General features: G+C 63.4%; 26 protein-coding genes and 1 tRNA gene. 22 read left to right on the top strand and 5 right to left on the bottom strand.

Annotated elements, in window-relative coordinates:
* Window positions 1-153: 153 nt before the first annotated feature.
* Entirely contained in the window at window positions 154-1,512 is a 1,359-nt protein-coding gene (aroA, locus tag LB526_RS18310; RefSeq protein WP_224545356.1) for a 3-phosphoshikimate 1-carboxyvinyltransferase, read from the bottom strand.
* Window positions 1,513-1,708: 196 nt separating this feature from the next.
* Between aroA and LB526_RS18305 the strand changes: the two genes are divergently transcribed.
* Together LB526_RS18305 and LB526_RS18300 are read left to right on the top strand one after the other, a co-directional pair.
* Window positions 1,709-2,104, top strand: coding sequence for a TIGR02300 family protein (locus LB526_RS18305; protein ID WP_224545357.1), 396 nt, complete (start codon window positions 1,709-1,711; stop codon window positions 2,102-2,104).
* 161 nt (window positions 2,105-2,265) lie between these two features.
* A tRNA-Ala gene (locus LB526_RS18300) sits at window positions 2,266-2,341 on the top strand.
* Window positions 2,342-2,396: 55 nt separating this feature from the next.
* On the opposite strand, the gene LB526_RS18295 is transcribed toward LB526_RS18300, so the two are convergent.
* Both LB526_RS18295 and LB526_RS18290 read right to left on the bottom strand, forming a co-directional pair.
* On the bottom strand, window positions 2,397-2,897 hold the full coding sequence (locus LB526_RS18295; RefSeq protein WP_224545358.1) for a DUF6496 domain-containing protein: 501 nt from the start codon (window positions 2,895-2,897) through the stop codon (window positions 2,397-2,399).
* A gap of 63 nt (window positions 2,898-2,960) precedes the next feature.
* A complete protein-coding gene (locus tag LB526_RS18290; protein WP_224628988.1) occupies window positions 2,961-3,419 on the bottom strand; it encodes a YbhB/YbcL family Raf kinase inhibitor-like protein in 459 nt (152 codons plus the stop codon).
* A gap of 491 nt (window positions 3,420-3,910) precedes the next feature.
* On the opposite strand from LB526_RS18290, the gene LB526_RS18285 reads away from it, so the two are divergent.
* The 4 genes from LB526_RS18285 to LB526_RS18270 all read left to right on the top strand — a co-directional run bounded on the left by LB526_RS18285 (window position 3,911) and on the right by LB526_RS18270 (window position 7,537).
* Window positions 3,911-4,267 (top strand): hypothetical protein, encoded by a 357-nt coding sequence (locus LB526_RS18285; protein WP_224628987.1) that lies wholly within the window; start codon window positions 3,911-3,913, stop codon window positions 4,265-4,267.
* Between the two features lie 415 nt (window positions 4,268-4,682).
* Window positions 4,683-5,234 (top strand): MaoC family dehydratase, encoded by a 552-nt coding sequence (locus tag LB526_RS18280; RefSeq protein ID WP_224628985.1) that lies wholly within the window; start codon window positions 4,683-4,685, stop codon window positions 5,232-5,234.
* 3 nt (window positions 5,235-5,237) lie between these two features.
* Complete coding sequence (locus tag LB526_RS18275; RefSeq protein ID WP_224628983.1) at window positions 5,238-6,398, top strand: CaiB/BaiF CoA transferase family protein; 1,161 nt, start codon at window positions 5,238-5,240, stop codon at window positions 6,396-6,398.
* 14 nt (window positions 6,399-6,412) lie between these two features.
* Window positions 6,413-7,537, top strand: coding sequence for an extracellular solute-binding protein (locus LB526_RS18270; RefSeq protein WP_224629077.1), 1,125 nt, complete (start codon window positions 6,413-6,415; stop codon window positions 7,535-7,537).
* 40 nt (window positions 7,538-7,577) lie between these two features.
* Here the strand turns inward: LB526_RS18270 and LB526_RS18265 are convergent, their stop codons facing one another.
* Window positions 7,578-8,414, bottom strand: coding sequence for an amidohydrolase family protein (locus tag LB526_RS18265; protein WP_224628981.1), 837 nt, complete (start codon window positions 8,412-8,414; stop codon window positions 7,578-7,580).
* Between the two features lie 64 nt (window positions 8,415-8,478).
* Complete coding sequence (locus LB526_RS18260; protein ID WP_095769349.1) at window positions 8,479-9,267, bottom strand: IclR family transcriptional regulator; 789 nt, start codon at window positions 9,265-9,267, stop codon at window positions 8,479-8,481.
* A 165-nt stretch (window positions 9,268-9,432) separates the two neighbouring features.
* Here LB526_RS18260 and LB526_RS18255 point away from each other — a divergent pair, with 165 nt between their 5' ends.
* The 16 genes from LB526_RS18255 (at window position 9,433) to LB526_RS18180 (ending at window position 24,871) form a co-directional block, all read left to right on the top strand.
* Entirely contained in the window at window positions 9,433-10,749 is a 1,317-nt protein-coding gene (locus LB526_RS18255; protein ID WP_224628980.1) for an ABC transporter substrate-binding protein, read from the top strand.
* Window positions 10,750-10,881: 132 nt separating this feature from the next.
* Window positions 10,882-11,778 carry a carbohydrate ABC transporter permease gene (locus tag LB526_RS18250; RefSeq protein ID WP_224604582.1) on the top strand — a complete coding sequence of 299 codons (897 nt, stop codon included), beginning with the start codon at window positions 10,882-10,884 and terminating at the stop codon, window positions 11,776-11,778.
* Between the two features lie 2 nt (window positions 11,779-11,780).
* The gene (locus LB526_RS18245) at window positions 11,781-12,647 is read left to right on the top strand and encodes a carbohydrate ABC transporter permease (RefSeq protein WP_224531480.1); all 867 of its coding nucleotides are present in this window, start codon (window positions 11,781-11,783) and stop codon (window positions 12,645-12,647) included.
* Window positions 12,648-12,652: 5 nt separating this feature from the next.
* Complete coding sequence (locus tag LB526_RS18240; protein WP_224628979.1) at window positions 12,653-13,750, top strand: ABC transporter ATP-binding protein; 1,098 nt, start codon at window positions 12,653-12,655, stop codon at window positions 13,748-13,750.
* Window position 13,751: 1 nt separating this feature from the next.
* Window positions 13,752-14,864 (top strand): mandelate racemase/muconate lactonizing enzyme family protein, encoded by a 1,113-nt coding sequence (locus LB526_RS18235; RefSeq protein WP_224628978.1) that lies wholly within the window; start codon window positions 13,752-13,754, stop codon window positions 14,862-14,864.
* 10 nt (window positions 14,865-14,874) lie between these two features.
* Complete coding sequence (locus LB526_RS18230) at window positions 14,875-15,204, top strand: L-rhamnose mutarotase (RefSeq protein ID WP_135886830.1); 330 nt, start codon at window positions 14,875-14,877, stop codon at window positions 15,202-15,204.
* Window positions 15,197-16,270, top strand: coding sequence for a Gfo/Idh/MocA family protein (locus LB526_RS18225; protein ID WP_224628977.1), 1,074 nt, complete (start codon window positions 15,197-15,199; stop codon window positions 16,268-16,270). The genes LB526_RS18230 and LB526_RS18225 overlap by 8 nt, the downstream gene beginning before the upstream one ends.
* An 8-nt stretch (window positions 16,271-16,278) precedes the next feature.
* Window positions 16,279-16,725 carry a MaoC/PaaZ C-terminal domain-containing protein gene (locus LB526_RS18220; protein ID WP_224628976.1) on the top strand — a complete coding sequence of 149 codons (447 nt, stop codon included), beginning with the start codon at window positions 16,279-16,281 and terminating at the stop codon, window positions 16,723-16,725.
* A gap of 18 nt (window positions 16,726-16,743) precedes the next feature.
* Complete coding sequence (locus LB526_RS18215) at window positions 16,744-17,475, top strand: SDR family oxidoreductase (protein ID WP_224628975.1); 732 nt, start codon at window positions 16,744-16,746, stop codon at window positions 17,473-17,475.
* A gap of 52 nt (window positions 17,476-17,527) precedes the next feature.
* Window positions 17,528-18,805 (top strand): L-fuconate dehydratase, encoded by a 1,278-nt coding sequence (locus LB526_RS18210; RefSeq protein ID WP_224628974.1) that lies wholly within the window; start codon window positions 17,528-17,530, stop codon window positions 18,803-18,805.
* Window positions 18,806-18,874: 69 nt separating this feature from the next.
* A complete protein-coding gene (locus tag LB526_RS18205) occupies window positions 18,875-19,534 on the top strand; it encodes a DUF2161 domain-containing phosphodiesterase (protein WP_224628973.1) in 660 nt (219 codons plus the stop codon).
* A gap of 140 nt (window positions 19,535-19,674) precedes the next feature.
* Complete coding sequence (locus LB526_RS18200; protein WP_224602386.1) at window positions 19,675-20,406, top strand: FadR/GntR family transcriptional regulator; 732 nt, start codon at window positions 19,675-19,677, stop codon at window positions 20,404-20,406.
* Window positions 20,403-21,605 carry a PLP-dependent transferase gene (locus LB526_RS18195; protein WP_224628972.1) on the top strand — a complete coding sequence of 401 codons (1,203 nt, stop codon included), beginning with the start codon at window positions 20,403-20,405 and terminating at the stop codon, window positions 21,603-21,605. The genes LB526_RS18200 and LB526_RS18195 overlap by 4 nt, the downstream gene beginning before the upstream one ends.
* Window positions 21,606-21,630: 25 nt before the next feature.
* Window positions 21,631-22,908: an ABC transporter substrate-binding protein gene (locus LB526_RS18190; protein WP_224628970.1), complete on the top strand. Its 1,278-nt coding sequence runs from the start codon at window positions 21,631-21,633 to the stop codon at window positions 22,906-22,908.
* Window positions 22,909-23,099: 191 nt separating this feature from the next.
* Complete coding sequence (locus LB526_RS18185; RefSeq protein WP_224531429.1) at window positions 23,100-24,023, top strand: carbohydrate ABC transporter permease; 924 nt, start codon at window positions 23,100-23,102, stop codon at window positions 24,021-24,023.
* Window positions 24,023-24,871, top strand: coding sequence for a carbohydrate ABC transporter permease (locus LB526_RS18180; protein WP_095769336.1), 849 nt, complete (start codon window positions 24,023-24,025; stop codon window positions 24,869-24,871). Before LB526_RS18185 ends, LB526_RS18180 begins: the two co-directional genes overlap by 1 nt.
* The last annotated feature ends 1 nt before the right edge of the window (window position 24,872 follow it).

The following is a 24,872-nucleotide window of genomic DNA, read 5'->3' as shown; positions in this document are numbered from 1 at the left end:
TGGCAGCTTCGGCGCTCCGCTCGATCTTTAAACGCTGGTGATTGGCGAAAGCCGACGCGACAGCTGATCTCCCCCCTTGAGGGGGAGATGTCCGGCAGGACAGAGGGGGGCGCTGTCCCGCCAGCGTCTCAGTTCGGCTCCAGTCCATCGCCCTCACCCAATCTCCGCGCCCAGCCCCTTCATCAGTCCCATGAATTCCGGAAAGCTCGTCACGATCATGTTGGCGTCGTCGATCGTCACCGGCTTCTCGGTGGCCAGGCCCATGACGAGGAAGCTCATGGCGATGCGGTGGTCGAGATGCGTCTTCACCGCCGTATCGGGGCCGTTCGGATGAGCGCCGAGTCCCTTGCCGCCCGGTCTGCCGCGCACGGCGAGCGAGGCTTCGCCCTCTGTGCAGTCGACACCGTTGAGCTCCAGGCCTCTAGCCACCGCCGCCAGACGGTCGGATTCCTTGACCCGAAGTTCCTCCAGCCCCTGCATCAGCGTCTCGCCCTCGGCGAAGCTCGCGGCGACGGCCAGCACCGGATACTCGTCGATCATCGAGGGCGCGCGCTCGGGCGGCACCACCACGCCTTTCAGCTCCGAGGAGCGCACGCGCAGGTCCGCCACGTCCTCGCCGCCGGCATTGCGCGGATTGAGGATGTCGATCCGGCCGCCCATTTCCTGCAAGGTCAACAGCAACCCGGTGCGGGTCGGGTTCATCAGCACGTTCTCGATGACGATGTCCGAACCCGGCACGACCAGCGCCGCGACCAGTGGGAAGCCGGCAGAGGAGGGGTCGCCTGGCACGGCGATCGTCTGTCCGGTGAGCTTGCCCTGGCCTTCGATAAAGATGTGGCGCACGCCGCGCTCATCCGTCTCGACGCTCAGGTTGGCGCCGAAACCCTTCAGCATCTTTTCGGTATGGTCGCGCGTCATCACGGGTTCGATCACCGTGGTGATGCCGGGAGTGTTCAAGCCGGCAAGCAGCACCGCCGACTTCACCTGGGCGGATGCCATCGGTACGCGATAGGTGATGGGTGCTGCATGCTTCGGGCCGCGCAGCGTGATCGGCATGCGGTCGCCGGGAGCGGCCTTCAGCACCTGCACGCCCATCTGGCGCAGCGGGTCGAGCACGCGGCCCATCGGCCGGCCCGAAAGCGAGGCGTCCCCGATGAAGGTCGTCTCCATGTCATAGGTGCCGACGAGCCCCATGGTGAGGCGCGAGCCGGTGCCGGCATTGCCGAAGTCGAGCGGGCCTTCAGGCTGCAGCAACGCGCCGTTGCCGATGCCGCGGATGACCCATTCGCCGCCGTTCTTTTCGATATGCGCGCCCATCGCCTTCATGGCGGCGCCCGTGCGCATCACGTCCTCGCCTTCGAGCAGGCCGGTGATGCGGGTTTCGCCGGAGGCAAGGCCGCCGAACATGAACGAGCGGTGTGAGATCGACTTGTCGCCCGGCACGCGCGCGGTGCCGGCAAGGGCAGGGGATTTGCGGGCCGTGGCCGGCTTAGCGGCGGCGGAGTGAGACATCCTTGTCTTCCAAATGAAATGCCGGCTGACCGGCTCGGTTCGTCATGCTGCGGCGGTCTCGTATCACGGTGCGTTGCAATGGTCATCCCCTTGTGCGAGGCCTTCGAACACGAGCATTTTACAATGCCGGCTTTTGGCTTTGACAGCGCTCAAAACTGCCGTTATGGGGACCACTCTTTTATTGACGAGGCCTGCTGTGGCAAAAGCTGAACTTGGCACCAAGCGTGTCGACCCCGAAACGGGTCGGAAATTCTACGATCTCAACAAAGACCCGATCGTCTCGCCCTATACCGGCAAGAGCTATCCACGCTCCTATTTCGAGGAAGGCAAGATTTCCGCCCTCGAGGAAGATGAGGAAGTCGCCGAGAAGGAAGTGGATGCCGAGGAAGAGGAAGGCGCCGAAGTCGTCTCGCTCGAGGAGGCCGATGACGAGGTGAAGGGCGGCGGCGACGACCTTCCAGATCTTGGCGACGATGAAGAGGATGTCGATCTCGGCGACGACGAAGACGACACCTTCCTTGCCGACGAAGAGGAAGAGGACGATGACGTCGCCGATATGATCGGCGTCGGCGACGACGATGACGAAGTCTGAGTTCGTTTGCCGGCCATTTTGGCCTGTGACGAAAAAGCGGCTTTTCAAGGCTTGATCTTGACCGAAGGCGGCGCTAGAAGCCGCCAGCACTAAACGACGGCGCGGTTCCCAATCGCGCCGGATCTCTTCGCCGGAAACGGCGCCGGCCGACTGCCGGGAGTGGGGCCATAGCTCAGTTGGGAGAGCGCTTGAATGGCATTCAAGAGGTCGTCGGTTCGATTCCGATTGGCTCCACCAAACAGTCCTTCCTGAACTGCTGCACGAACGGGCAACCGCTCGACCTGAAATTGCTCTAACCGTGCTGGGCGCGGGTTCTGGCTGCTTTTCGCGCTGCCGCCGATCGTCCGGCGGCGCCTTTGGTCTCAGCGGCTTTCCTTGCCGCCGCCGACCGCTCTTCGGCCGTGCGGCCGGATGCGGCGCTCTTGGCCTGCTTCGACAGAGCCTTGTGGGAGGCGGTGCCCTTCGGCTCGCCCTCAAGCACCTTCGATACCGCCTTCGAGACCTTCGGCTGGCGCTTTGGCTTCCGTTCGCCCTGGCCTGCCTCGTAAGCATATTTGGCGCTCTTGCGTGTGGTCTCCTTCACATCTCCTTTTTTGGGGGGCGGCAGGTCGACGCCCGCGCGGCGCGCCTCCGAAAGGCCGATGGCGATCGCCTGTTTGGTGGAGCGGGCGCCGTGCTTGCCTTTGCGGACCTTGTCGATTTCCGCGTGAACGAATTCACCGGCCTGCGTGCTAGCCGACTTGCCTTCGCGCTTGTCCTCGCGCGCCTTTTCGATGGTTTTCTTGTCCGGCATTGTCTTTCTCCTCGTTCGAACGGGGGCATGATCGAATGCCGACAGGATGCGTCGGATCGCGCATCAGCGGCTTTCATATGTGCCGACGAGGTCGGCAGTGGCGATCATATGCGGCTCCGCCTGGGCCAGAAGATTCGCGATTTCCGGTTCTCCGCCGGGTTCCAGCGCCTCAACGTCGAGTGCTGAAAGGCGGAAGTGATAATGGTGAACGCCGTGCCCTTTTGGCGGCTGGGGACCGTCATAATAGGTATTGCCGAAGTCGTTCACGGCTTGGTGGAAAGTTTCCGGTCCGGCGGTGCCTTCCGGCAAGCGGTCTCGCCCGGCGGCAATGTCGTAGACAGCCCAATGGCGAAACATGCCGCGCGGCGCATCGGGATCCTCGACGACGAGCAGGAAGCTTTTGGTCCCGGCCGGTGCGTTCTTCCACCGCAGGGGAGGCGACAAATTGCCTCCGTTGCGGACATACGGCTCGGGAATGGTATGGCCGTTTTCAAAGGCTGGACTCTCAAGCGTGAAAGCCATGGCTGGACCTCCGTGCACCTATCGCGCTCTTCTCGGAGGAATTCACGAACAATCTTTGCTCGGATCGGCGGAGCGCGCTCGCTACTGGTTTCTTTTGGAACGCTGGGCATTGACGGGAGTTCCGGCATCATGCCCGCGACGGAGCGTCGATGGATGCCTGCAAGTCGAGATGTCGGGAAAGCTGCTCCAGCGGAAGCGAACGCAGGTCCTATTCGGCGAAACAAGCGCCCGAGGAAATCCCTATGCCGGTGGCCGCAACTAGGCTAAGGCTTCCTGTCGGAGGGATGCTTATGAGAGTTCCGGTTTTGGGTGGGAAACTGGTAGAGGAACGGGTTCAATCTGGACTGCTTGCGCGGCCAAACAGTCTCTTGCCGATGTTTTGCATTGCGGTCGCGCTTGCTGCTTGTCAATCGACCCCAGACACACAGCCTGTTGCTGACCCGCAACCCGCTCCGGCCGCCGCTCCCGCTCCGGCCTCACCGAATTCGGCGGTGCTGGATGAGGCGGCCGCGATCGTTCCACCCGGCAAGGGCGTTCCCGCCAGATACGCCGCATTCTCCGGCATATGGGCGGGGCAGCTCAACGGCATGTATGACGGCAAGCTGGCGATCCTGACCGTGTCTTCAGGCGGGCAGGTGACGGCCAGCTACGCATGGGGCGACCTGGCCGACAACAAGCCGGGCGTCGCCGACGGCTCCGGCAGGATTTCCGGCAATACGTTGAAGCTCGGACGCTTGCCGAACGGCGCCGACATCACCGCCACGATGCCGTCGCCGGGAATGCTCAACGTCACCTACACGCTTGCCGGCCAGACCTATACCGGCTCGTTCGCGCGGATCGGCCAGTGAGCAAAGTCAGTCGCTAAGAACTCCACTCGCTAAGATCAGGATTGAAGCCGGTCCCCGATGATCCGCACGCACATCGGCGTTCTGACCTCGTCGGTCTCGGCAAGCTTCTGCACGGCGAGCGTCCCCTCGTCGAAGGCGTAGACGCCGCGCCCTGGAAGTAGGGCGCCCCGCGATTGGGACTGCCAACGAAGGCAAGACAGGCGCTTTGCATCGATCTTCCTGGCGCCGCCGGCGGCTCCTCCGTTGGTGTCGGCCTTGCGAAAATTTCGCCGATCGTCGCTTGCAAGGCAATCCCATATGTGAAAATATTATTCACAAAAGAAAACAGTGGGAGGAAAGCGACCATGCATCTCGTCATCCGGCATCGCGCCCGGAACCGCTTTGCCGGCCGCTTCGGAAGCTGCCGGAGAGGATCATGAGCGCATTCTCGCCGACCGTCGGTGTCGCCTCGACGCATCCCGCCGACATGCCTGAGGCGCATGCCGAAATCCCTGTCTGGAATTCGGAAAACTGGTTCTACGAGGACTGGCAGGTCGGCCACAAAATCCGCTCGCTTCGCCGCACCATCGCCGAGGGCGAAAGCCATATGTTCAACGCGTTGGTGCTGGACATCCATCCTTACGTGCAGGACCAGATGTTCGCCGAGAAGGAAGATATCTTCGGCAGGCGGCTGGTGGCGGGCGCCTTCGTCTTTTCGGCCGGGCTCGGCCTGGTCGCCACCAACTGCATCAACGCCTTTTCCTATGGCTACGACAGACTGCGCTTCATCAAGCCGGTCTTCATCGGCGACACCATCTACTCGATCCGCACCAACCTCGACAAAAAGCCGCGCTACCGGGATATGGGCCTGATCCGCGCCAGCTATGAAGTCTTCAAGGGTGAAGGGGAGCTGGTGCTCTACTGCGAGCATCTGCAGACCGTGAAATACAAGAACCCGGCCGATTTTGTCGGCAAGACCGAGAAGTGAATCGTGGCCGCTGACAAAGAACTTCCGCTAACCGGCCTCGTCGTCATCGACATGAGCCAGTTCCTGTCGGGTCCCTACTGTTCGCTGCGCCTGCTCGACCTCGGCGCGCGCGTCATCAAGATCGAGCGGCCTGATGGCGGCGACCTGTCGCGCCGGCTCTATCTCAGCGACACCGAGATCGGCGGCGATTCCACCATTTTCCACGCCATCAACCGCGGCAAGGAAAGCCTTGCCATCGATTTGAAGAACGAAGCCGACCTCGCCGCGCTGCGCGGTCTGGTCGCCAAGGCCGACGTGCTGATCCAGAATTTCCGGCCGGGCGTCATTGAGCGGCTCGGCCTCGACTATGAGCATGTCAGCACAATCAACCCCCGGCTCGTCTATGCCTCGATCAGCGGCTATGGCGAGGACGGTCCCTGGGTCAAGCGCCCTGGGCAGGATCTGCTCGCGCAGGCTCGTTCCGGCGTGATGTGGCTGAACGGCGACGAAGAGCAGGGACCGGTGCCGTTCGGCCTGGCGATCGCCGACATGCTGGCGGGCGCCGCCTGCGCCCAAGGCATCCTCGCCAAGCTGGTGCGGCGCGGCATCACGGGCGAGGGCGGCCATGTCGAAACCAGCCTGCTCGAGGCGCTGGTCGATTTCCAGTTCGAGGTGCTGACCACGCATCTCAACGACGGCCGCCGCCTGCCGAAGCGCTCGTCCTTCCGCAGCGCCCACGCTTATCTCTCGGCGCCTTACGGCGTCTATCCGGCCAAGGACGGCTACCTGGCGATTGCCATGACGCCGATCCCGAAGATAGCCGACCTGCTCGAACTGCCTGAGCTAGACCCTTTCCGCGACAAGCTGGAGACCTGGTTCACAGCCCGCGACGAGATCAAGGCGATCATCGCCAGACGCATCGCCGAGAAAACCATCGGCGAATGGCTGGCCGTCCTCGAACCCGCCGATGTCTGGTGCGCCAAAGTGCTGACCTGGTCGGAACTGATGCAGAGCGATGGCTTCAAGACGCTCGACATGCTGCAGACCGTGACACGCGAAGACAACGTGTCGATCCTCACCACGCGTTCGCCGCTGCGCGTCGACGGCGCGCGCGCCAAGGTGGATCGGGCCGCCCCTCGGATCGGCGAGCACAGCGAGAAAATCCGCGCGGAGTTCGGCCTGTGATCCGGTTGAAAGGCATGACCTGGAACCATCCGCGCGGCTACGACCCGATGGCGGCATGCTCGGCGCTGTGGAAGGAAAAGACCGGCGTCTCGACCGAATGGGAAAAGCGCTCGCTGCAGGATTTCGAATCCTTCCGGGTGGAAGAGCTCGCCCGCGCCTATGATTTGATCGTCATCGACCACCCGCATGTCGGCCAGATCACCGCCGAGAAATGCCTGGCGCCGCTCGATGTGCCCGGACGCGAGGCGGAACGCAAGGCGCTGGCTGCGGCAAGCGTCGGCCAATCCTATCCGAGCTATACCTGGCAGGGCCGGCAATGGGCTTTCCCGATCGACGCCGCGACCCAGGTGCAGGCCTGGCGGCCCGATCTGATCGAAGCTGCGCCGGCGATCTGGACCGAAGTGCTGGCGCTTGCCGGGCAGGGCCGCGTGCTCTTGCCGCTGCGGCCGCCGCATTCGCTGATGTGCTTCTACACTTTGGCCGCCGATCTCGGCCGGCCATGCATAGTCGACGGTTCGGCCGACCTTGTCGACGGCGAGACCGGCGAAACCGTCTTGGAGATGCTGCGTGAGATCGCAGCACTTGTCGATCCCGCATGCCTGACGATGGATCCGATCGCCGTCTTCGAGAAGATGGCCAAGCCCGGCTCGCGCATCGCCTGCGCACCGCTGATCTATGGCTATGTTCCCTATGCGGTGGCGGGTTTCCGCCCGCACCGCCTCGCCTTCGCCGACATGCCGGTCGCCAGCGGCAACGGCCCGGTCGGCTCGGCGCTTGGCGGCACCGGCATTGCCGTCTCCGCCTTTTCCGCCCAGCGCCAGGCGGCAATCGACTTCGCCTACTGGATCGCCAGCGGCGACGTGCAGCGCGGCCCTTATGCTGCCGCAGGCGGCCAGCCCGGCCACGCCGCGGCCTGGGAGGACGATGCCGTCAACGCCGTGACCGGCGACTTCTATCGCGCTACGCGGGCGACACTCGAGGGCGCCTGGGTCCGCCCGCGCCATGACGGCTACATGGCCTTCCAGCAGCTGGCTTCGGACCGCATCAATGAAGGCCTTGCCGGCCGGCAGGACGCCCGCTGCGTCGTCGCCGATATCAACCGCCTGTTCCGGGAGAGTTTCGCGCCAGCCGCTGGCTAGATGTGCCGATTGTGGCCGCGACGCTCCGCGAGCTTGACGTCTATATCCGCCAGAGACGGCGCGCATTTCCCGAGAGCAGCCGTGTCCGCTCCGAGTCGCTTGTGCCGGCCAGCAGCGCATGCGTGGCGGCGATCCAGGTCGTCAGCCCGCCGCCCAACGTGCAGACCGGCCAGTCGCTGCCCCAGATCACTCGGTCCCAGCCGAAGCACCGGATCGTGTGCTCGACATAGGGCCGGAGCGTCTCGACCGTCCACGTCGCCGGATCGGCATAGGCGACGACGCCGGAAATCTTGCCGACGACGTTGGGCCGCTTGGCAATTGCTTCCATATGCTCTCGCCACGGATGCTCGGCATTGCCCTTGATGTCGGGCACGCCGCAATGGTCAAGAACGAAATGGACGTCGGGCGCGAGGTCGGCAAGCGCCATTGCCTTTGGGATCTGATGCGGCAGCACCACAAGATCGAACGTCAGGCCGGTGCCGGCCAGCCGCTTGATGTTCTGGCGAAACAGCGCGCCTTCGGAAAGATCGTCGGGAACGACATGCAGCACGCGGCGGAAACCCTTGACGAACGGCTCGGCCTTGACCGTTTCCAGATAAGCCTCGAAACTGGCCTCCTCGGGCCGGCAGGAGGCGATCGCTCCGCGAAGCAGGCTGCCCGCCTGGCCGGCGATCGCCTTGACATGCGCCGTCTCGGCGGCGATGTCGGCGGGGTCGACGTCGACCTCCATGTGCAACACGGCTACAATGCCTGAGCGCCGCGCATCGGCGGCATATTCGGCATAGGAGAAATCGCGGTTCAGCGCCGGCACACCGGCAAGCCATGGATAGCGAAGCGCGCCCTGGTCGATGAGGTGCAGATGCGTGTCGATGATCATCGCGGCGTATCCTCCCGGGCTTCCGACACTATCTCGCCGAAAAATCTATTATTCAAATAAGAAATTACGACGATTGTGGCACATCCGATCCGGCGAGCTGCGAGAGCCTTGCCGCTGCATCCTGCAGATGCCGGATCGTCAGTGTGATGTCCGGCGCCGTGGGCGCATTGACCAAGGTGATGTAGGGAATGGTCAGCGCCGCGATGGCTCTGCCGTCCGGCCCCAGCACTGGCGTCGAAAGATTGTAGACGCCGGCGGTCTGCAGCGACGCCATCATCTCGTAACCGCGGTCGCGCACCTGGTCGAGGCGGGCGAAGAATTCCGGCGTCAGGTTGAGATGCTCGGTGCTCTGCAGATGCTCGGCGATCATCATCTTGCGCTCTTCGGGCGAGCGGAAGGCAAGCAGCACATGGCCGGAACCGGTGTCGAACAGGCTGATATGCGAGCCGACGCGGATTGAGATGCCCCAATAGCGCGGCGCTTCCTGCTGCGCGATGACCACGGCGGCGCCCCGGTCGAACACCACCAACTGGTTGGCCTGCGATGAGGTTTCGGCCAGCTCCCGCATGATCGGCGTCGCATAGGACACCAGCCGGCGAACCGGTGCGTGCAATTGCGCGAGGCCGAAGAGCTTGAGCGTCAGCGAGTAACGGTCGCCGTCGATCTTGGTGACATAGCCGCGCCGCACCAGGCGGTCGAGCATGCGGTAGAACTCGTTCGGGCTGCGGTCGAGCCGCTTTGCGATCTCCGCCTGCGTCAGCCCGCCGTCCACGCTGGACAACAACTCGAGAATATCCAGCCCCTTGTCCAGCGCCGGCGCGCGGTAGCGGTCCCCGTCTTCTTCCTCTGCCACCCGTCCCTCCAGTGAATTTCGATCTGCATATATGCATGAACTTCATTCCGCTGGAAGCACAATCGGCTTGACCCGGAAATGAAAATGCTATTTGCATATGAATGAAGCTCAAGCGATCGGTCGCGCACTCGGCAGGCCGTCGCTACGAGCCCATGGGAGGAGAACATGACGAGACTGGTTCGAGGCATTTCCGCCGGCCTGGCTGGCCTGCTGTTGAGCGGCACTGCGTTTTCGGCCGATCTGCCCGGCAAATTTCCGGGCGTGACGATCGACGTGAAGCTGATCGGCGGCCAGCAATATGAAAAGCTCTACGAGCGCATCCCCGAATGGGAGAAGGCGACCGGCGCCAAGGTCAACATCCTGACCAAGAAGAACGGCTTCGATATCGACAAGGAGCTGAAGTCCGACATCGCCTCGGGCAGCACCAACTGGTGCGTCGGCTGGAACCATTCGTCCTTCGCGCCGCAATATACGGGCCTTTACACCGACCTCAGCAAGCTCTTGCCGAAGGAAGAGATCGACGCTTTCGTGCCCTCGACGATCAAGGCCGCGACCATCGGCGGCAAGCTGGAAATGCTGCCGCGCGCGCAGTTCGATGTCTCAGCGCTCTATTACCAGAAGAGCCTCTACGAGAAGGCCGACAACAAGGCCAAGTTCAAGGCCAAATACGGCTACGACCTTGCGCCGCCGGACACCTGGAAGGAAGTCACCGACCAGGCCGAGTTCTTCGCCAACCCGCCGAATTTCTACGGCACGCAGTTCGCCGGAAAGGAAGAGGCGATCAACGGCCGCTTCTACGAGATGGTGGTCGCCGAGGGCGGCGAATATCTCGACAAGGATGGCAAGCCCGTCTTCAATTCCGAGGCCGGTATCCGTGCGCTGGACTGGTTCGTCAATCTTTACAAGGCCAAGGCCGTGCCGGCCGGCACCACCAACTATCTCTGGGACGATCTCGGCCAGGGCTTTGCCTCGGGCACCGTGGCGATCAACCTCGACTGGCCGGGCTGGGCCGGCTTCTTCAACGACCCGAAGTCCTCGAAGGTCGCCGGCAATGTCGGCGTGAAGGTCGCGCCCAAGGGGTCTTCCGGCAAGCGCACCGGCTGGTCGGGTTTCCACGGCTTCTCAGTGACCGAGAACTGCGCCAACAAGGAAGCCGCCGCTTCGCTCGTCTGGTGGCTGACCAATGAGGACAGCCAGAAGCTGGAAGCCGCCGCCGGCCCGCTGCCGACCCGCACCGCGGTTTGGGACTGGGACCTGAAGCAGGCTGAGAACGATCCGTACAAGAAGGAGGTCCTCGCCGCCTTCCAGGAGGAAGCCAAGCACGCCTTCGCCGTGCCGCAGACGCCTGAGTGGATCGAGATCTCCAACGCCGTCTACCCCGAACTGCAGGCGGCGATCCTTGGCGACAAGACGTCCAAGCAGGCCCTGGACGAGGCGGCCGCCAAGGCGACGCAGATCCTTCAGGACGCCGGCAAGCTCTAAGCAGCACTCCCAAGGCTGCCTCCCCCATCGTGAATGGGGGAGGCGACAGCGTCTTGTCGCCGCTGACTTCCGCTCCGGCCGGGGCCATGCCCGTGGCGGCCCGAAATGAATGCAATACACCACAGGATCCTGATGAAGGGCTTCAAGCCATCCGCGCCGTTCCTGCTGCTGCTTCCGGCCATGGTCGTGCTGGCGACTGTGGTGGTGCTACCGTTGATCCTGTCGCTCTATTCCAGCTTCACGCCCTTCCGCCTGACGCGGCCCGAGACCTTCTTCGTCTTCGTCGGCTTCAGGAACTATTTGTCGATCCTCACCAATGCGGACTTCTGGTGGGCCTTCGGCCGCACCGTTCTGTTGCTCACCATCGCGCTGAACCTCGAGATGCTGCTCGGCCTCGGCCTGGCCATGCTGGTCGAGAAGGCAACGCGCGGCCAGCGCATCCTGCGCACGCTGATGATGTTCCCGATGATGTTCTCGCCGATCCTTGTCGGCTTCCAGTTCAAATTCATGTTCAACGACAATATCGGCCTGGTGAACAATGCGCTGCAGTCGCTGGGCATCACTGAGGACGCCATCCCGTGGCTGATCGAAGGCCATCTCGCCTTCATCGCCATCTCGATCGCCGAGATCTGGTCGTCGACCTCGATCTTCGCGATTCTGATCCTGGCCGGCCTGCTCGCCATGCCCAAGGAGCCGATCGAGGCGGCCCGCGTCGACGGCTGCACGCCCTGGCAGACCTTTCGCTATGTCACCTGGCCCTTCGTCATGCCCTTCGCCTATATCGCCATGACGATCCGCTCGCTCGATGTCGCGCGCGCCTATGACATCGTCAAGATCATGACCGATGGCGGCCCGGCCGGCCGCACCGAGCTGTTGTGGACGCTGGTCGGGCGCACCGCCTACAGCGATGCCCGCATGGGCCTCGCCAATGCGATGGCCTATTTCTCGATCCTGCTGTCGATCGCCTTCACCGTCTATTTCTACAACAAGCTCGCCGCGGCGCGCGCGCAGATCGGCGCGGAGTGGTGAGAATGGACGAGAACGCCTCCGCCCGCCTCACGCGCCGCGCGCTGACTATCGCGCACCGTGTCGGCCTATTCCTCGCCATGCTGGTGATCTGCCTGCCGGGCATATGGATCGTGCTGTCGTCGCTGAGGCCGACGGTCGAGATCATGGCCAAGCCGCCGGTCTGGATTCCGCAGCAGCTATCCGTCGACGCTTATGTCGCCATGTTCAGCGGCATCGGCAAAGGCGGCATCCCGGTGCTTGACTATTTCCGCAACTCGCTGATCATCTCGGTCACCTCGACGGTGATCGCGGTGGCCATCGGCATGGCCGGCGGCTACGCCTTCGCGCGCTACCGTTTCCGCGGCAAGTCGGGCATGTTCCTCGGCCTGATGCTGACGCGCACCGTGCCCGGCATCGCGCTCTCGCTGCCCTTGTTCTTCCTCTACGTGCGGCTGGGCATCATCGACACTCATATCGGCATGATCCTGGCCTATGTCGCGCTCAACGTGCCGTTCACCATCTGGCTGATCGACGGCTTCTTCCGCCAAGTGCCGAAGGACCTTGCCGAAGCAGCCCAGATCGACGGCTGCACGCGCTGGCAGGCGTTCTGGCAGGTCGAATTTCCGCTGGCGCGTCCGGGCATCGCCTCGGCCGCCATCTTCGCCTTCCTCACCTGCTGGAACGAGTTCGCTTTGGCCTCGCAACTCACTCGTTCCGTCAATTCCAAGACGCTGCCGGTCGGCCTACTCGACTATACGGCCGAGTTCACCATCGACTGGCGCGGCATGTGCGCGCTGGCCGTGGTAATGATCATCCCGGCGCTGACCCTCACCTATATCGTCCAGAAACACCTCGTCGGCGGCCTGACCTCCGGCGCGGTGAAAGGTTGATTTCCATGGCAACGGTTTCGCTGAAACAGCTCACCAAGCGCTACGGCAATATGGAGATTGTGCACGGCATCGATCTCGATATCGCCGACCGCGAATTCATCGCGCTGGTCGGCCCCTCCGGCTGCGGCAAGTCGACGACGTTGCGCATGATTGCCGGGCTGGAGGACATCAGCGGCGGTATGATCGACATCGGCGGGCGCATGGTCAATGACCTGCCGCCGCGCTCGCGCAACATCTCGATGGTGTTCCAGTCCTATGCGCTCTACCCGCACATGACGGTGCGCGAGAACCTCGGCTTCTCGCTCAAGATCGCGGGTGCGGCCAAGGACGACATGGACCGGCGCGTTGCCGAAGCCTCCGCCATCCTCGGTCTCGACGAGCTGCTTGAGCGCCGCCCCTCGCAGCTTTCCGGCGGCCAGCGCCAGCGCGTCGCCATGGGCCGCGCCATCGTACGCGATCCGGATGTCTTCCTGTTCGACGAGCCGCTCTCCAACCTCGACGCCAAGCTGCGCACGCAGATGCGCACCGAGATCAAGAAGCTGCACGCCAAGGTCAAGTCGACGGTGATCTATGTCACCCACGACCAGGTCGAGGCGATGACGCTGGCCGACCGCATCGTCATCATGCGCTCAGGCCATATCGAGCAGGTCGGCACGCCGGACGAGGTGTTCAGCCGGCCTGCCACCCACTTCGTTGCCGGCTTCATCGGCTCGCCGCCGATGAACCTGCACCAGGCGACGGTGAGCGACGGGCGACTGATGTTCAGCGGCGGCGACAGCCTGCCGCTGCCCGGCCAGTTCAAGTCGAAGACGGCTGTCGGCGACAAGGTCGTATTCGGCATCCGCCCCGATGATTTCTACCCGACCGGCCACGGCTTGAGCTCCGGCGGCGAGACCGAAGTCCACCGCGTCGAGCTGCCGGTCAGCATCACCGAGCCGCTCGGCAACGAAACGCTGGTCTTCGCCGAGTTCAACGGCACCGACTGGGTCTCGCGCATGCTCAATCCCAAGCCGCTGAAAGCCGGTGACAGGATCGGCATGAGCTTCGACCTGAGCCGCGCGCATCTGTTCTCCGCCGAAACCGGCAAGTCGCTGAGGAGCTAACATGGCGAAAATCGAGAAGATCGAGCTGCGCATGGTCGATCTCGTGCCGAAGGTGAAGCGCACCGACGCCATCCAGAGCTTCGTCAGCCAGGAGACGCCGATCGTCACCATCACCGATGCCGACGGCGCATCGGGCACCGGCTACAGCTACACAATCGGCACCGGCGGCTCGTCGGTGATGCGGCTTCTGGCCGACCATCTCGCGCCGCGCCTGATCGGTCGCGACGCCGACAAGATCGAGGCGATCTGGCACGACCTCGAATTCGCCACCCACGCCACCACCATCGGCGCCATCACGGCGATCGCGCTCGCCGCCATCGACATCGCCTTGTGGGACCTGCGGGCGAGAAAACAGAACCTGCCGCTCTGGAAGCTCGCCGGAGGCGCCAAGGACCGCTGCCCGCTCTACACGACAGAGGGCGGCTGGCTGCATATCGAGACACAGGCACTGGTCGACGATTCACTGGAAGCGAAGGCCAAGGGCTTTGCCGGCTCCAAGGTGAAGATAGGCAAGCCGCACGGTTCTGAGGACGTCGCGCGGCTGTCGGCAGTGCGCAAGGCGGTCGGCGACGGCTACGAGATCATGACCGACTGCAATCAGGGCTTTTCCGTCGACGAGGCGATCCGCCGCGCCGAGCGGTTGCGCGATCTCGATCTCGCCTGGATCGAGGAGCCGCTGCCGGCAGACGACATCGACGCCCATGTGCGGCTGTCGAACTCGACCGCGACGCCGATCGCGGTCGGCGAGTCGCTTTATTCGATAAGGCATTTTCGCGAATACATGCAGAAGGGTGCATGCAACATCGTCCAGGTCGATGCCGGTCGCATCGGCGGCATCACCCCTTGGCTGAAAGTCGCCCACGCGGCGGAGGCTTTCGACATGCCGGTCTGCCCGCATTTCCTGATGGAACTGCATGTCAGCCTGGTCTGCGCCATCCAGAACGGCAAATATGTCGAATATATTCCGCAGCTCGACGAGTTGACGGGCGACAAGATGCGCATCGAGAATGGCCATGCGCTGGCGCCCAGCGAGCCCGGCATCGGCATCGACTGGGACTGGGACGCCGTGAAGGCAAGAAGCATCGCCGAGTTCACCACGGCGATCGCGAAATAGGGAGACGGATATGCAGCGCATGGGAATGGTTCTGGGCTTGAAGCCCGAGAAGGTCGAGGAATATGTCCGCCTTCACGCTGCCGTCTGGCCGGACGTGCTGACCATGATCTCGGCCTGTAACATCAAGAACTATTCGATCTACCTGAAGCGGCCGGAGAACCTGCTTTTCTCCTATTTCGAGTATCACGGCACCGACTACGCCGCCGACATGGCCAAGATGGCCGCCGACCCGAAGACGCAGGAATGGTGGTCCGTTTGCATGCCCTGTCAGGAGCCGCTTGAGACGCGGAAAGAAGGCGAGTGGTGGGCCTCGATGGACGAGGTCTTCCATTATGACTGATGCCTTCGATCCGGCATCGCTGGCGCAGTCCTGGCCGAAGCCTTTAAAACCGCGCTCGATCGTGACGTTCGGCGCCGGCTCGATCGTCGGCGACGCGCATTTTCCCGCCTATCGTAAGGCCGGCTTCCCGATTTCCGGCCTCTACGATCCGGATCAGGCCAAGGCGCAAAAACTGGCTGACACATGGGACGTGACGGCATTCCGTTCGGTCGAGGAAGCGGCTGCGGTAAAGGACGCGATCTTCGATCTCGCCACCCCGCCGGGCCGGCATGTCGAGGTGCTGAAGGCTTTGCCGGATGGCGCTGTGGCGCTGATCCAGAAGCCGATGGGCAATTATCTCGGCGAGGCGACGGAGATCCTCGAAATCTGCCGCGCCAAGCAGCTCAAGGCGGCGGTCAATTTCCAGCTCCGCTTCGCGCCGATGATGCTGGCGCTGAAGGACGCCATCGCCCGTGGATGGCTGGGCGAGGTCGTCGATTTCGACGCGCTTCTGGCGCTCGATACGCCCTGGCAGCTCTGGGAATTCCTGCTCAAGGCGCCGCGCGTCGAGATCGCCATGCATTCGATCCATTATCTCGATCTGATCCGCCAGCTTCTCGGCAATCCTTTGGGCGTGCATGCCAAGACGCTCGGCCATCCCAATCACAAGGTCGCGCAGACCCGCACCAGCGCCATCCTCGACTATGGCGATACGGTGCGCTGCGCGCTCTCGATCAACCACGACCACAAATTCGGGCGCCGCCATCAGGCTTGCGAGTTCCGCATCTGCGGCACCGAGGGCGCAGCCTATGTCAAGCTCGGCCTCAACCTCGACTATCCGCGCGGCGAGCCGGACATTCTGGAAATCTATCCGAAAGGCGGGTCGGAGTGGGTCACCGTGCCGCTCGCCGGCGAATGGTTCCCCGATGCCTTTGTCGGCCGCATGGCCAATGTCCAGCGCTTCGCATCCGGCGAAGACGCGGAGCTGGTCAGCTCCGTCGAGGACGCCTGGCACACCATGGCGCTGGTCGAGGCCGCCTATAAATCGAGTGCCGCGCCGGCGACGCCGCTGGCTGCAAAGCCGTAAGGCCGGACATGGAACAGACCACCTATTTCGAGGACCACGAGATCGGCTCCTCGCGCCTCACCAGCGGCCGCACCATCACCGAGACGGACTTCGTCGTCCATGCTGGCCACACCGGCGATTTCTTCCCGCATCACATGGATGCCGAGTTCATGAAGACCACGCCCTTCGGCCAGCGCATCGCGCATGGCACGCTGGTCTTCTCGGTCGGTGTCGGGCTGACGGCGAGCGTCGTCAACCCGGTCGCCTTCTCTTACGGCTACGACCGGCTGCGCTTCATCAAGCCGGTCTTCATCGGCGATACGATCCGCACGCGCACCACCATCGCTGCCAAGGAAGACGACCCGAAACGGCCAAACGCGGGACGCGTCGTCGAACGCGTTGAGGTTTTGAACCAGCGCGACGAGGTCGTGCTGGCGGCGGATCACATCTATATCGTCGAGCGACGGCCCGGCTGAAAGACGGAGACAAAGAACATGGCGGATATCACTGGCAAGGTCGTGGTCGTCACGGCGGCCGCGCAGGGCATCGGACGGGCAAGCGCGCCGGCTTTCGCCAAGGCGGGCGCCATCGTCCACGCCACCGACATCAACGAGGCGGCCTTGGCCGAGCTTGGCAAGACGCCTGGCATCACGACGCGAAAACTCGACGTGCTGAACGACGAGGCGGTGAAGGCCGCCTTCGCCGAGATCGGCCAAGTCGACGTGCTGTTCAACTGCGCCGGCTTCGTCCATGCCGGCTCGATCCTGGAGATGAAGGACGAGGATCTCGACTTTGCCTTCAATCTTAATGTGCGCGCCATGATCCGCACCATCCGCGCCGTGCTGCCCGGCATGCTGGAGCGCGGCGATGGCTCGATCATCAACATGGCATCGGTGGCTGGCGCCCCGAAGGGCGTGCCGAACCGCTTCGCCTACGGCGTGACCAAGGCGGCCGTGATCGGCCTGACCAAGTCGATCGCCGCCGATTATGTCGCCAAGGGCATTCGCTGCAACGCCGTCTGCCCGGGCACCGTCGAGAGCCCCTCGCTCCAGGGCCGCATGCAGGCGCAGGGCGACTATGAGGCCGCGCGCGCCGCCTTCATCGCGCGTCAGCCGATGGGCAGGATCGGCACGCCGGAGGAGATCGCCGACCTTGCGGTCTACCTGGCCGGCGCCACCTACACGACAGGACAGGCCTATAATATCGACGGCGGCTGGTCGATCTGAGGCCGTTTCGGCCGCCAGTTGAGTTGTGAGGCAAGCCAGTTACGAGGCAGCAATGACCAAAATCACAGACCTCAGAACCTTCGACCTGCGCTTCCCGACATCGCAAAGCCTCGACGGCTCGGACGCGATGAATCCGGACCCGGATTACTCGGCTGCCTATGTCATCCTCGACACCGATGTCCCGTCGCTGAAAGGCCATGGCCTCACCTTCACCATCGGCCGTGGCAACGAGATCTGCTGCGCGGCGATCGAAGCGCTGCGCCACCTCGTCGTGGGGCTCGATCTCGACTGGGTGAAAGGGGATCCCGGCCGCTTCTGGCGCCACGTGACCGGCGACAGCCAGCTGCGCTGGATCGGCCCGGACAAGGGCGCCATGCATCTTGCGGTTGGTGCGGTGGTCAACGCGGTCTGGGATCTATGGGCCAAGGAAGCCGGCAAGCCGGTCTGGCGCCTGGTCGCCGAGATGAGCCCGGAAGAGATCGTGCGCATCGTCGATTTCCGCTATCTCACCGACGCCATCACGCCGGCAGAAGCGCTGGAGATTTTGAAGAAGGCCGAGACCGGCAAGGCCGAGCGCATCGCCACGCTCGAGCGTGAAGGCTATGCCTGCTACACCACCTCCGCCGGCTGGCTCGGCTATCCCGACGACAAGCTCAGGCGCCTCTGCCAGGAAGCGGTCGACGAGGGGTTCAACCACATCAAGCTGAAGGTCGGCCGCGACCGCACCGACGATATCCGCCGTCTCAAGATCGCTCGCGAGGTGATCGGCCCAGACCGTTACCTGATGATCGACGCCAACCAGGTCTGGGAGGTCGGCCAGGCGATCGACTGGCTCAAGGACCTCGCCTTCGCCAAGCCCTTCTTCATCGAGGAGCCGACCAGTCCGGACGACATCGCCGGCCACGCGAAAATCCGCAAGGCGGTGGCGCCGATCAAGGTCGCGACCGGCGAGATGTGCCAGAACCGCATCATGTTCAAGCAGTTCATCGCCGGCGGCGCGATCGACGTCGTGCAGATCGATTCCTGCCGCATGGGCGGGTTGAACGAGGTTCTGGCGGTGCTGCTGATCGCCGCCAAATTCGGCCTGCCGGTCTGGCCGCATGCCGGCGGCGTCGGCCTGTGCGAATATGTCCAGCATCTGTCGATGATCGACTATGTCGCCGTGTCCGGCAGCAAGGATGGCCGGGTCATCGAATATGTCGACCATCTGCACGAGCACTTCCTGGAACCCTGCGTGATCCGCAACGCCGCCTATATGCCGCCAGGCGCCCCCGGCTTCTCGATCGAGATGAAACCCCAGTCGATCGAGGATTACCTGCATCGCCCCTGAAAGCCGGCGCTGCGAACTGTGCTAACGTCCGCGCGACCGGACCGCTGCGAATCGGCTATGGCATATCGCATGCAGGAAACCTCCCTCTACGAGCCGGTGAAGCGGTTCCTCGAGAGCATGGACTTCGCCGTCAAGGGCGAGATCGGCGGCTGTGACATGGTCGGCCTGCGCGCGGGCGAGCCGGACGTCGTCGTCATTTGCGAGCTCAAGCTGCAATTCAACCTCGAGCTCGTCCTGCAAGCCGTCGACCGCGCGGCGGCCTGTGACGAAGTGTGGCTCGCCGCCTATATGTCGGCGCGCGGCAAGGGCCGTGAGCACGACCGTCGCTTCCGCGCGCTCTGCCGCCGTCTCGGCTTCGGCCTGTTGGGCGTCGGCAAGAAGGGCGAGGTGGAATTGCTGCTCAGTCCCGCCGCCTTGCCGCCGCGCCGCGATCCCAGGCGGCGCTCGCGCCTGGTCGAAGAGCATCACCGCCGCAAGGGAGATCCGTCCGTCGGCGGCAGCACACGCAAGAAGCCGATCATGACTGCTTATCGCCAGGAGGCGCTCGCCTGCGCCGCCGCGATGGTCGACGGCCCGAAACGGCCGCGCGACCTCAAAACCCTTTCGCCGCGCGCCGCCAGCATCCTTTTGCACAATTACTATGGCTGGTTTGCCAGGGCCGAGCGCGGCGTCTATGCACTGACAGAAGCCGGTCTTGCCGCCATCGGACCTTTGCCGGCGACGTTGTAAGGACGATTTGCCGACTTACCATTCCGCCTTGTGACCGGAAAACCCGCCATTCGGCGTTGGGCTTGGTTTCGGTTGTTGACTCATCTTTCCGCCTGTGCAGAAATTGGTTGGACCATTGAACCACTTTAGGCTCAGCCGGCGTGACCGATTTCCTGCCCCCCATCCAGACCACGGCGCGCGACGACGCGGTGCTGAAGGCCTTGGCGGGGTTCGTGCGGCAGGAGGCTCTGGGTCCCGGCGAGAAGCTGCCGACGGAGCGCATCCTCGCCGAACGCCTCAAGGTCAGCCGCAATACGGTGCGTGAGGCGCTGACGCGCTGGGAAGGCCTCGGCCTTGTCGAGCGGCGGCAGGGCTCGGGCACCTATCTCAAGGCCGCCGTCTCCCCTGATATGCTGCACATGCCGCTGACGCTGTCCGGCGGCAATGATTTTGCCGGCCTGATGCGCACGCTGGAGATCCGCCGGGCCCTTGAGGCCGAGGCGGCGGCCCTTTGCGCCATCCGCGGCGGCAAGGCCGAGATCGCCGAGATCGAGCGCAAGCTCGACATCATGGAAGATGCCTTCCGCACCCGCGCAGGCATGTCCTCGGAGGAAGACTGGGAGTTCCACCAGGCGGTCTACCGCGCCTCCGGCAATCCGCTGTTCGAGCAGATCATCAGCGCCATGCATGAGCTCTTCCACCGTTTCTGGGAGCATCCACTCGGCGTGCGCGACTTCGGCCATGCCAGTTTTCCTTATCACCGGACCATCTTCAATTGCATCGCCGCGCGTGACCCCGATGGCGCTCGCGCCGAGGCGCTAAAACTCATCGCCACCGTCGAGGACGATTTGAAGCGCGGCGCTGCCAACCTCAAACTTTCGGACCGCAGATGAACGAGCAGCCCAGTACTTTCGACCCGGCCTCGATGGCCAGCGACTATCTCGGCGAGGCGGCGACGCTGCTGGCGCATGACGATCCGTTTCCCGACGGTGCGGTGGTGCCGCCGATCTACCAGACCTCGCTGTTCACCTTCGCCAATTATGCCGACATGGCCGACACCTTCGCCGGGCGGCGAAAGCAGCCGATCTATTCGCGCGGCGACAACCCGACGGTGATGGAATTCGAAGCGCGTGTCGCCGCGCTCGAAGGCGCGGAGGCCGCGCGCGGCTTTTCCAGCGGCATGGCGGCCATCAGCGCCACGGTGCTCGCCTTTGTCGGCGCCGGCGAGCGCATGGTTGCGGTGCGCAACTGCTATGGCGACGCCTACCGCCTGTTCGAGCGGCTGTTCCCGCGCCTGCACATCAAGGTCGACTATGTCGACGGCTCCGATCCCGACGCAGTTGCCGCGGCGCTTCCCGGCGCCAAGCTGCTCTACCTCGAAAGCCCGACCTCGATGATGTTCGAGCTGCAGGACCTGGAGCACCTGACGCGGCTGGCCAAGGAGCAGGGCATTGTCACCACCATCGACAATTCCTGGGCGACGCCCGTCTTCCAGAAGCCGATCTCGCATGGCGTCGACCTGGTGCTGCATTCGGCTTCGAAGTATCTGAGCGGCCATAGCGACACCGTCGCCGGCGTGGTGGCAGGCTCGGCCGCCCACATCAAGCATATCAACGAGCAGACCTATTCCCAGCTTGGCGGCAAGCTGTCGCCCTTCGAAGGCTGGCTTTTGCTGCGTGGCCTGAGGACGCTGCCGCTGCGCCTGCCGCATCACATGAAGAGCGGGCTCATCCTTGCCGAGCGGCTGAAGGCGCATGGCAAGGTCGAGCGCGTCAACCACCCCGCCTATTCCAACCATCCCGGCAAGAAGACATTGGCCGGCTATGCCGGCCTGTTCTCCTTCGAGGTCACCGAGGATGTCGACATCCCGGCTTTTGTCGACGCGCTGAAATATTTCCGCATCGGCGTCAGCTGGGGCGGCCATGAAAGCCTGGTCGTGCCGGCAAAGGCCTCGCTCGAGCAGACGCCGGGCATCAATTCGATGGCGCGCTTCGGCGTCAGCCCCCGAACCATCCGCTTCAATGTCGGATTGGAAAATGTCGAGGACCTCTGGGCCGACATAGCCCAGGCCTTCGACAAGTCAAAAAAATAACGGATCGAAAATGGGAGTCCTGAAGATGAAAAGACTGACCTTCATGCTTGCCGCCGTCGCCGGCCTGGCGATCTCCGCCAGCGGTGCGTTGGCCGACACCACCATCAAGCTGGTCGAGGTCATCACCAGCCCGCCGCGCACCGAATTCCTGAAAAAGCAGATCGCCGAATTCGAGAGCGCCAATCCGGGGATCAAGGTGGAGGTGGTGTCGCTGCCTTGGGGGCAGGCCTTCGAAAAATTCCTCACCATGGTGCAGGCCGGCGACACGCCCGACGTGGTTGAAATGCCGGAGCGCTGGATGGGCCTCTACGCCAATAACGGCCAGCTCGAGGATCTCGGCCCCTACATGGCCAAGTGGCCCGACGCCAAGACGCTCGGCGACCGTGCCAAGCAGTTCGGCTCGACCGTGAACAACACGCAGTTCATGATCCCTTACGGTTATTATGTGAACGCGCTGTTCTGGAACAAGAAGCTGTTCAAGGAAGCCGGCCTCGATCGTCCGCCGGAAAACCTCGACGAGTTCGTCGCCTTCTCCAAGAAGATCTCGGCCATCCCCGGCAAATATGGCTACTGCCTGCGCGGGGGTCCCGGCGCCTTCAACGGCATGCACATGTTCATGAACATCGCCGACGGCAAAGGCGGCTATTTCACCGACGACGGCGTCTCGACCATCAATGACGAAGGCTCGGTCAAGGGTCTGCAGATGCTGGCCGACATGTACAAGAACGGTCTGGCGCCGAAAGATTCCGTGAGCTGGGGCTTCAACGAGACCGTCACCGGCTTCTATTCCGGTACCTGCGCCATGCTAAACCAGGATCCGGACGCGCTGCTCGGCATCGCCGACAAGATGAGCGCCGACGACTTCGCTGTGGCGCCGCTTCCCGTGGGTCCGAGCGGTAAGTCCTACCCGACGCTGGGCTATGCCGGCTGGGCGATGTTCGCCAATTCCCAGCACAAGGACGAGGCCTGGAAGCTGATGGCCACACTTCTGTCACCCAAGGACAATCTGGAATGGGCCAAGGAAGTCGGCGTCGTGCCGATCCACAACGGCGCTGACCAGGACGCCCATTTCAAGACCGAGCAGTTCAAGGGCTGGTTTACCGAGCTCAACGACAGCTCCAAATATGAAATGGTGACTCCGCCGACGCATCTGGAAAACCTCGGCAACTTCGTCGACCAGGTGGCGATCAAGAATTTTCAGGAAGTGCTGCTCGGCCAGAAGCCGGCCAAGGAAGTGGCCGACGAATGGGCCAAGTTCCTGACCAAGGAACAGCAGGACTGGCTGGCCAAGAACAAGAAGTAAGCGCAGGCCATTTCCTTCTCCCCGTTCTACGGGGAGAAGGTGGCCCGATAGGGCCGGATGAGGGGCAGCGCTGACTTCTGAAAGGCTGGCTCCGCCCCTCATCTGCCTGCCGGCATCTTCTCCCCGTTTTACGGGGAGAAGAACGCTGTTTTGCCCGCCGGCACCCACTCACCACCGTAGAGCCAAAACGCATGACCTACGCCGTCTCCGAAATCCGATCCGCCGCCCGGCCGCGAAAGCAACGGCTGAGCAAGGCCGCGATCGAGCCGTGGCTCTATCTTTCGCCGGCCATCGTCCTGCTGGTCCTGGTGCTACTGGTGCCGCTGATCATTGGCATCAGCTATTCCTTCCGCAAATTCTCGGCCTTCAAGTCGCAATATGTCGGCCTCGCCCAATACCAGGCGATGCTCTCCGACCAGGTGCTCGGCCAGGCGCTGATCAACACGTTGTGGTGGACGGTTGCCAGCCTGTTCTTCCAGTTCTTCCTTGGCCTGGGTCTCGCGCTGCTGCTCGACAAGCCCTTCTACGGCCGCAAGGTCGTCCAGGCGGTGGTATTCCTGCCCTGGGCGGTGCCGTCCTTTCTCTCGGGCCTCACCTGGGCCTGGCTGTTCAACCCTATCATCGGACCGCTGCCGCACTGGCTGTTCGCGCTTGGCTTGAAGGCCGAGCCGACCAACGTGTTGTCCGATCCCGCCACCGCCATGTGGGGGCCGATCGTCGCCAACATCTGGTTCGGCATCCCGTTTTTCGCCATCACGCTGCTGGCGGCGCTAAAGTCGATCCCGTCCGAATTGCATGAAGCGGCGGCCATCGACGGCGCTTCGCCCTGGCAGCGCTTCACCAAGGTGACGCTGCCCTTCCTGGCGCCGACCATCGTCATCACCGTCATGCTGCGCACCATCTGGATCGCCACCTTCGCCGACCTGATCTTCGTCATGACAGAGGGCGGGCCGGCCGGCTCGACCAGCACGGTGCCGGTCTACATCTATGTCAGCGCCTTCAAGTCGCTGGACAAAGGCTACGCTTCGGCGGTTGCGGTGCTGCTTCTGGTGCTGCTGATCGCCTACGCCATCGGCCTGATCGCCATCCGCCGCACCCTGGTGAGGCACGTCTGATGATCGCCGGTCGCTCCACCTCCTCGCGCATTTTCGGCGGCATCGGTCTCTACGGCGCTATCGCGGCCTACGTGATCTTCGCGCTGTTTCCGATCTTCTGGACGCTCAAGATCTCGGTGACGCCCGAGCGTCTGCTCTATTCGGAAGGCATCACCTTCTGGCCGTCGCAGACGACTTTTCAGAACTTCGCCACCGTGCTCGAGGCCTCCGACTTTCCGCGCTATTTCCTCAACAGCGTCATCGTCTCGGTGTCAACGGCCGCCTTTGTCACCGTCATCGCCACTCTTGCCGGCTATGCCATGTCGCGCTTCACTTTCCGCGGCAAGGCGACTTTGGCGATCCTGTTGCTGCTCACCCAGACCTTCCCGCTGGTCATGGTCATTCCGCCGATCTACCGCATCATGGGCGATCTCGGCCTGACCAACAGCCTGATCGGCCTGATCATCATCTACACCGCCTTCAACACCGCCTTCGCAACCTTCCTGATGCAATCCTTCTTTGACGGCATCCCGAAAGACCTGGAGGAAGCGGCGATGATTGACGGCTGCACCCGCGCTCAGGCGATGCGCCGGGTCATCGTGCCGCTGACCTTGCCCGGCATGGGCGCAACGCTCGGCTTCGTCTTCACCGCCGCCTGGAGCGAATTGCTGTTCGCGCTGATGTTGATCTCCAGCGACGAGCAGAAGACCTTTGCCGTCGGCCTGCTCACCTTCATCGGCAAGTTCGCCGTCGACTGGGGGCAGATGATGGCGGCCTCCATCCTGGCGCTGATCCCGGTCTGCGTCTTCTTCGCTTTCCTGCAACGCTATCTCGTCACCGGCCTCACCGCCGGCGCGGTCAAAGGATAAA

The sequence above is a fragment of the Mesorhizobium sp. CA6 genome, from assembly GCF_020165035.1.
Classification (GTDB): domain Bacteria; phylum Pseudomonadota; class Alphaproteobacteria; order Rhizobiales; family Rhizobiaceae; genus Mesorhizobium.
Note: the sequence above shows the minus strand (reverse complement) of the source record. Positions and strands in the feature narration are given on the sequence as shown.

Excerpts from the sequence above, each read along its gene's own strand:
- LB526_RS18220 (WP_224628976.1), top strand. The coding sequence starts at position 16,279 with ATGGAACAGACCACCTATTTCGAGGACCACGAGATCGGCTCCTCGCGC.
- LB526_RS18230 (WP_135886830.1), top strand. The coding sequence starts at position 14,875 with ATGCAGCGCATGGGAATGGTTCTGGGCTTGAAGCCCGAGAAGGTCGAG.
- LB526_RS18295 (WP_224545358.1), bottom strand. The coding sequence starts at position 2,897 with ATGCCGGACAAGAAAACCATCGAAAAGGCGCGCGAGGACAAGCGCGAA.
- LB526_RS18205 (WP_224628973.1), top strand. The coding sequence starts at position 18,875 with ATGCAGGAAACCTCCCTCTACGAGCCGGTGAAGCGGTTCCTCGAGAGC.
- LB526_RS18255 (WP_224628980.1), top strand. The coding sequence starts at position 9,433 with ATGACGAGACTGGTTCGAGGCATTTCCGCCGGCCTGGCTGGCCTGCTG.
- LB526_RS18265 (WP_224628981.1), bottom strand. The coding sequence starts at position 8,414 with ATGATCATCGACACGCATCTGCACCTCATCGACCAGGGCGCGCTTCGC.
- LB526_RS18245 (WP_224531480.1), top strand. The coding sequence starts at position 11,781 with ATGGACGAGAACGCCTCCGCCCGCCTCACGCGCCGCGCGCTGACTATC.
- LB526_RS18190 (WP_224628970.1), top strand. The coding sequence starts at position 21,631 with ATGAAAAGACTGACCTTCATGCTTGCCGCCGTCGCCGGCCTGGCGATC.
- LB526_RS18195 (WP_224628972.1), top strand. The coding sequence starts at position 20,403 with ATGAACGAGCAGCCCAGTACTTTCGACCCGGCCTCGATGGCCAGCGAC.
- LB526_RS18235 (WP_224628978.1), top strand. The coding sequence starts at position 13,752 with ATGGCGAAAATCGAGAAGATCGAGCTGCGCATGGTCGATCTCGTGCCG.
- LB526_RS18180 (WP_095769336.1), top strand. The coding sequence starts at position 24,023 with ATGATCGCCGGTCGCTCCACCTCCTCGCGCATTTTCGGCGGCATCGGT.
- LB526_RS18240 (WP_224628979.1), top strand. The coding sequence starts at position 12,653 with ATGGCAACGGTTTCGCTGAAACAGCTCACCAAGCGCTACGGCAATATG.
- LB526_RS18185 (WP_224531429.1), top strand. The coding sequence starts at position 23,100 with ATGACCTACGCCGTCTCCGAAATCCGATCCGCCGCCCGGCCGCGAAAG.
- LB526_RS18210 (WP_224628974.1), top strand. The coding sequence starts at position 17,528 with ATGACCAAAATCACAGACCTCAGAACCTTCGACCTGCGCTTCCCGACA.
- LB526_RS18290 (WP_224628988.1), bottom strand. The coding sequence starts at position 3,419 with ATGGCTTTCACGCTTGAGAGTCCAGCCTTTGAAAACGGCCATACCATT.
- LB526_RS18215 (WP_224628975.1), top strand. The coding sequence starts at position 16,744 with ATGGCGGATATCACTGGCAAGGTCGTGGTCGTCACGGCGGCCGCGCAG.
- LB526_RS18225 (WP_224628977.1), top strand. The coding sequence starts at position 15,197 with ATGACTGATGCCTTCGATCCGGCATCGCTGGCGCAGTCCTGGCCGAAG.
- LB526_RS18280 (WP_224628985.1), top strand. The coding sequence starts at position 4,683 with ATGAGCGCATTCTCGCCGACCGTCGGTGTCGCCTCGACGCATCCCGCC.
- LB526_RS18270 (WP_224629077.1), top strand. The coding sequence starts at position 6,413 with ATGACCTGGAACCATCCGCGCGGCTACGACCCGATGGCGGCATGCTCG.
- aroA (WP_224545356.1), bottom strand. The coding sequence starts at position 1,512 with ATGTCTCACTCCGCCGCCGCTAAGCCGGCCACGGCCCGCAAATCCCCT.
- LB526_RS18250 (WP_224604582.1), top strand. The coding sequence starts at position 10,882 with ATGAAGGGCTTCAAGCCATCCGCGCCGTTCCTGCTGCTGCTTCCGGCC.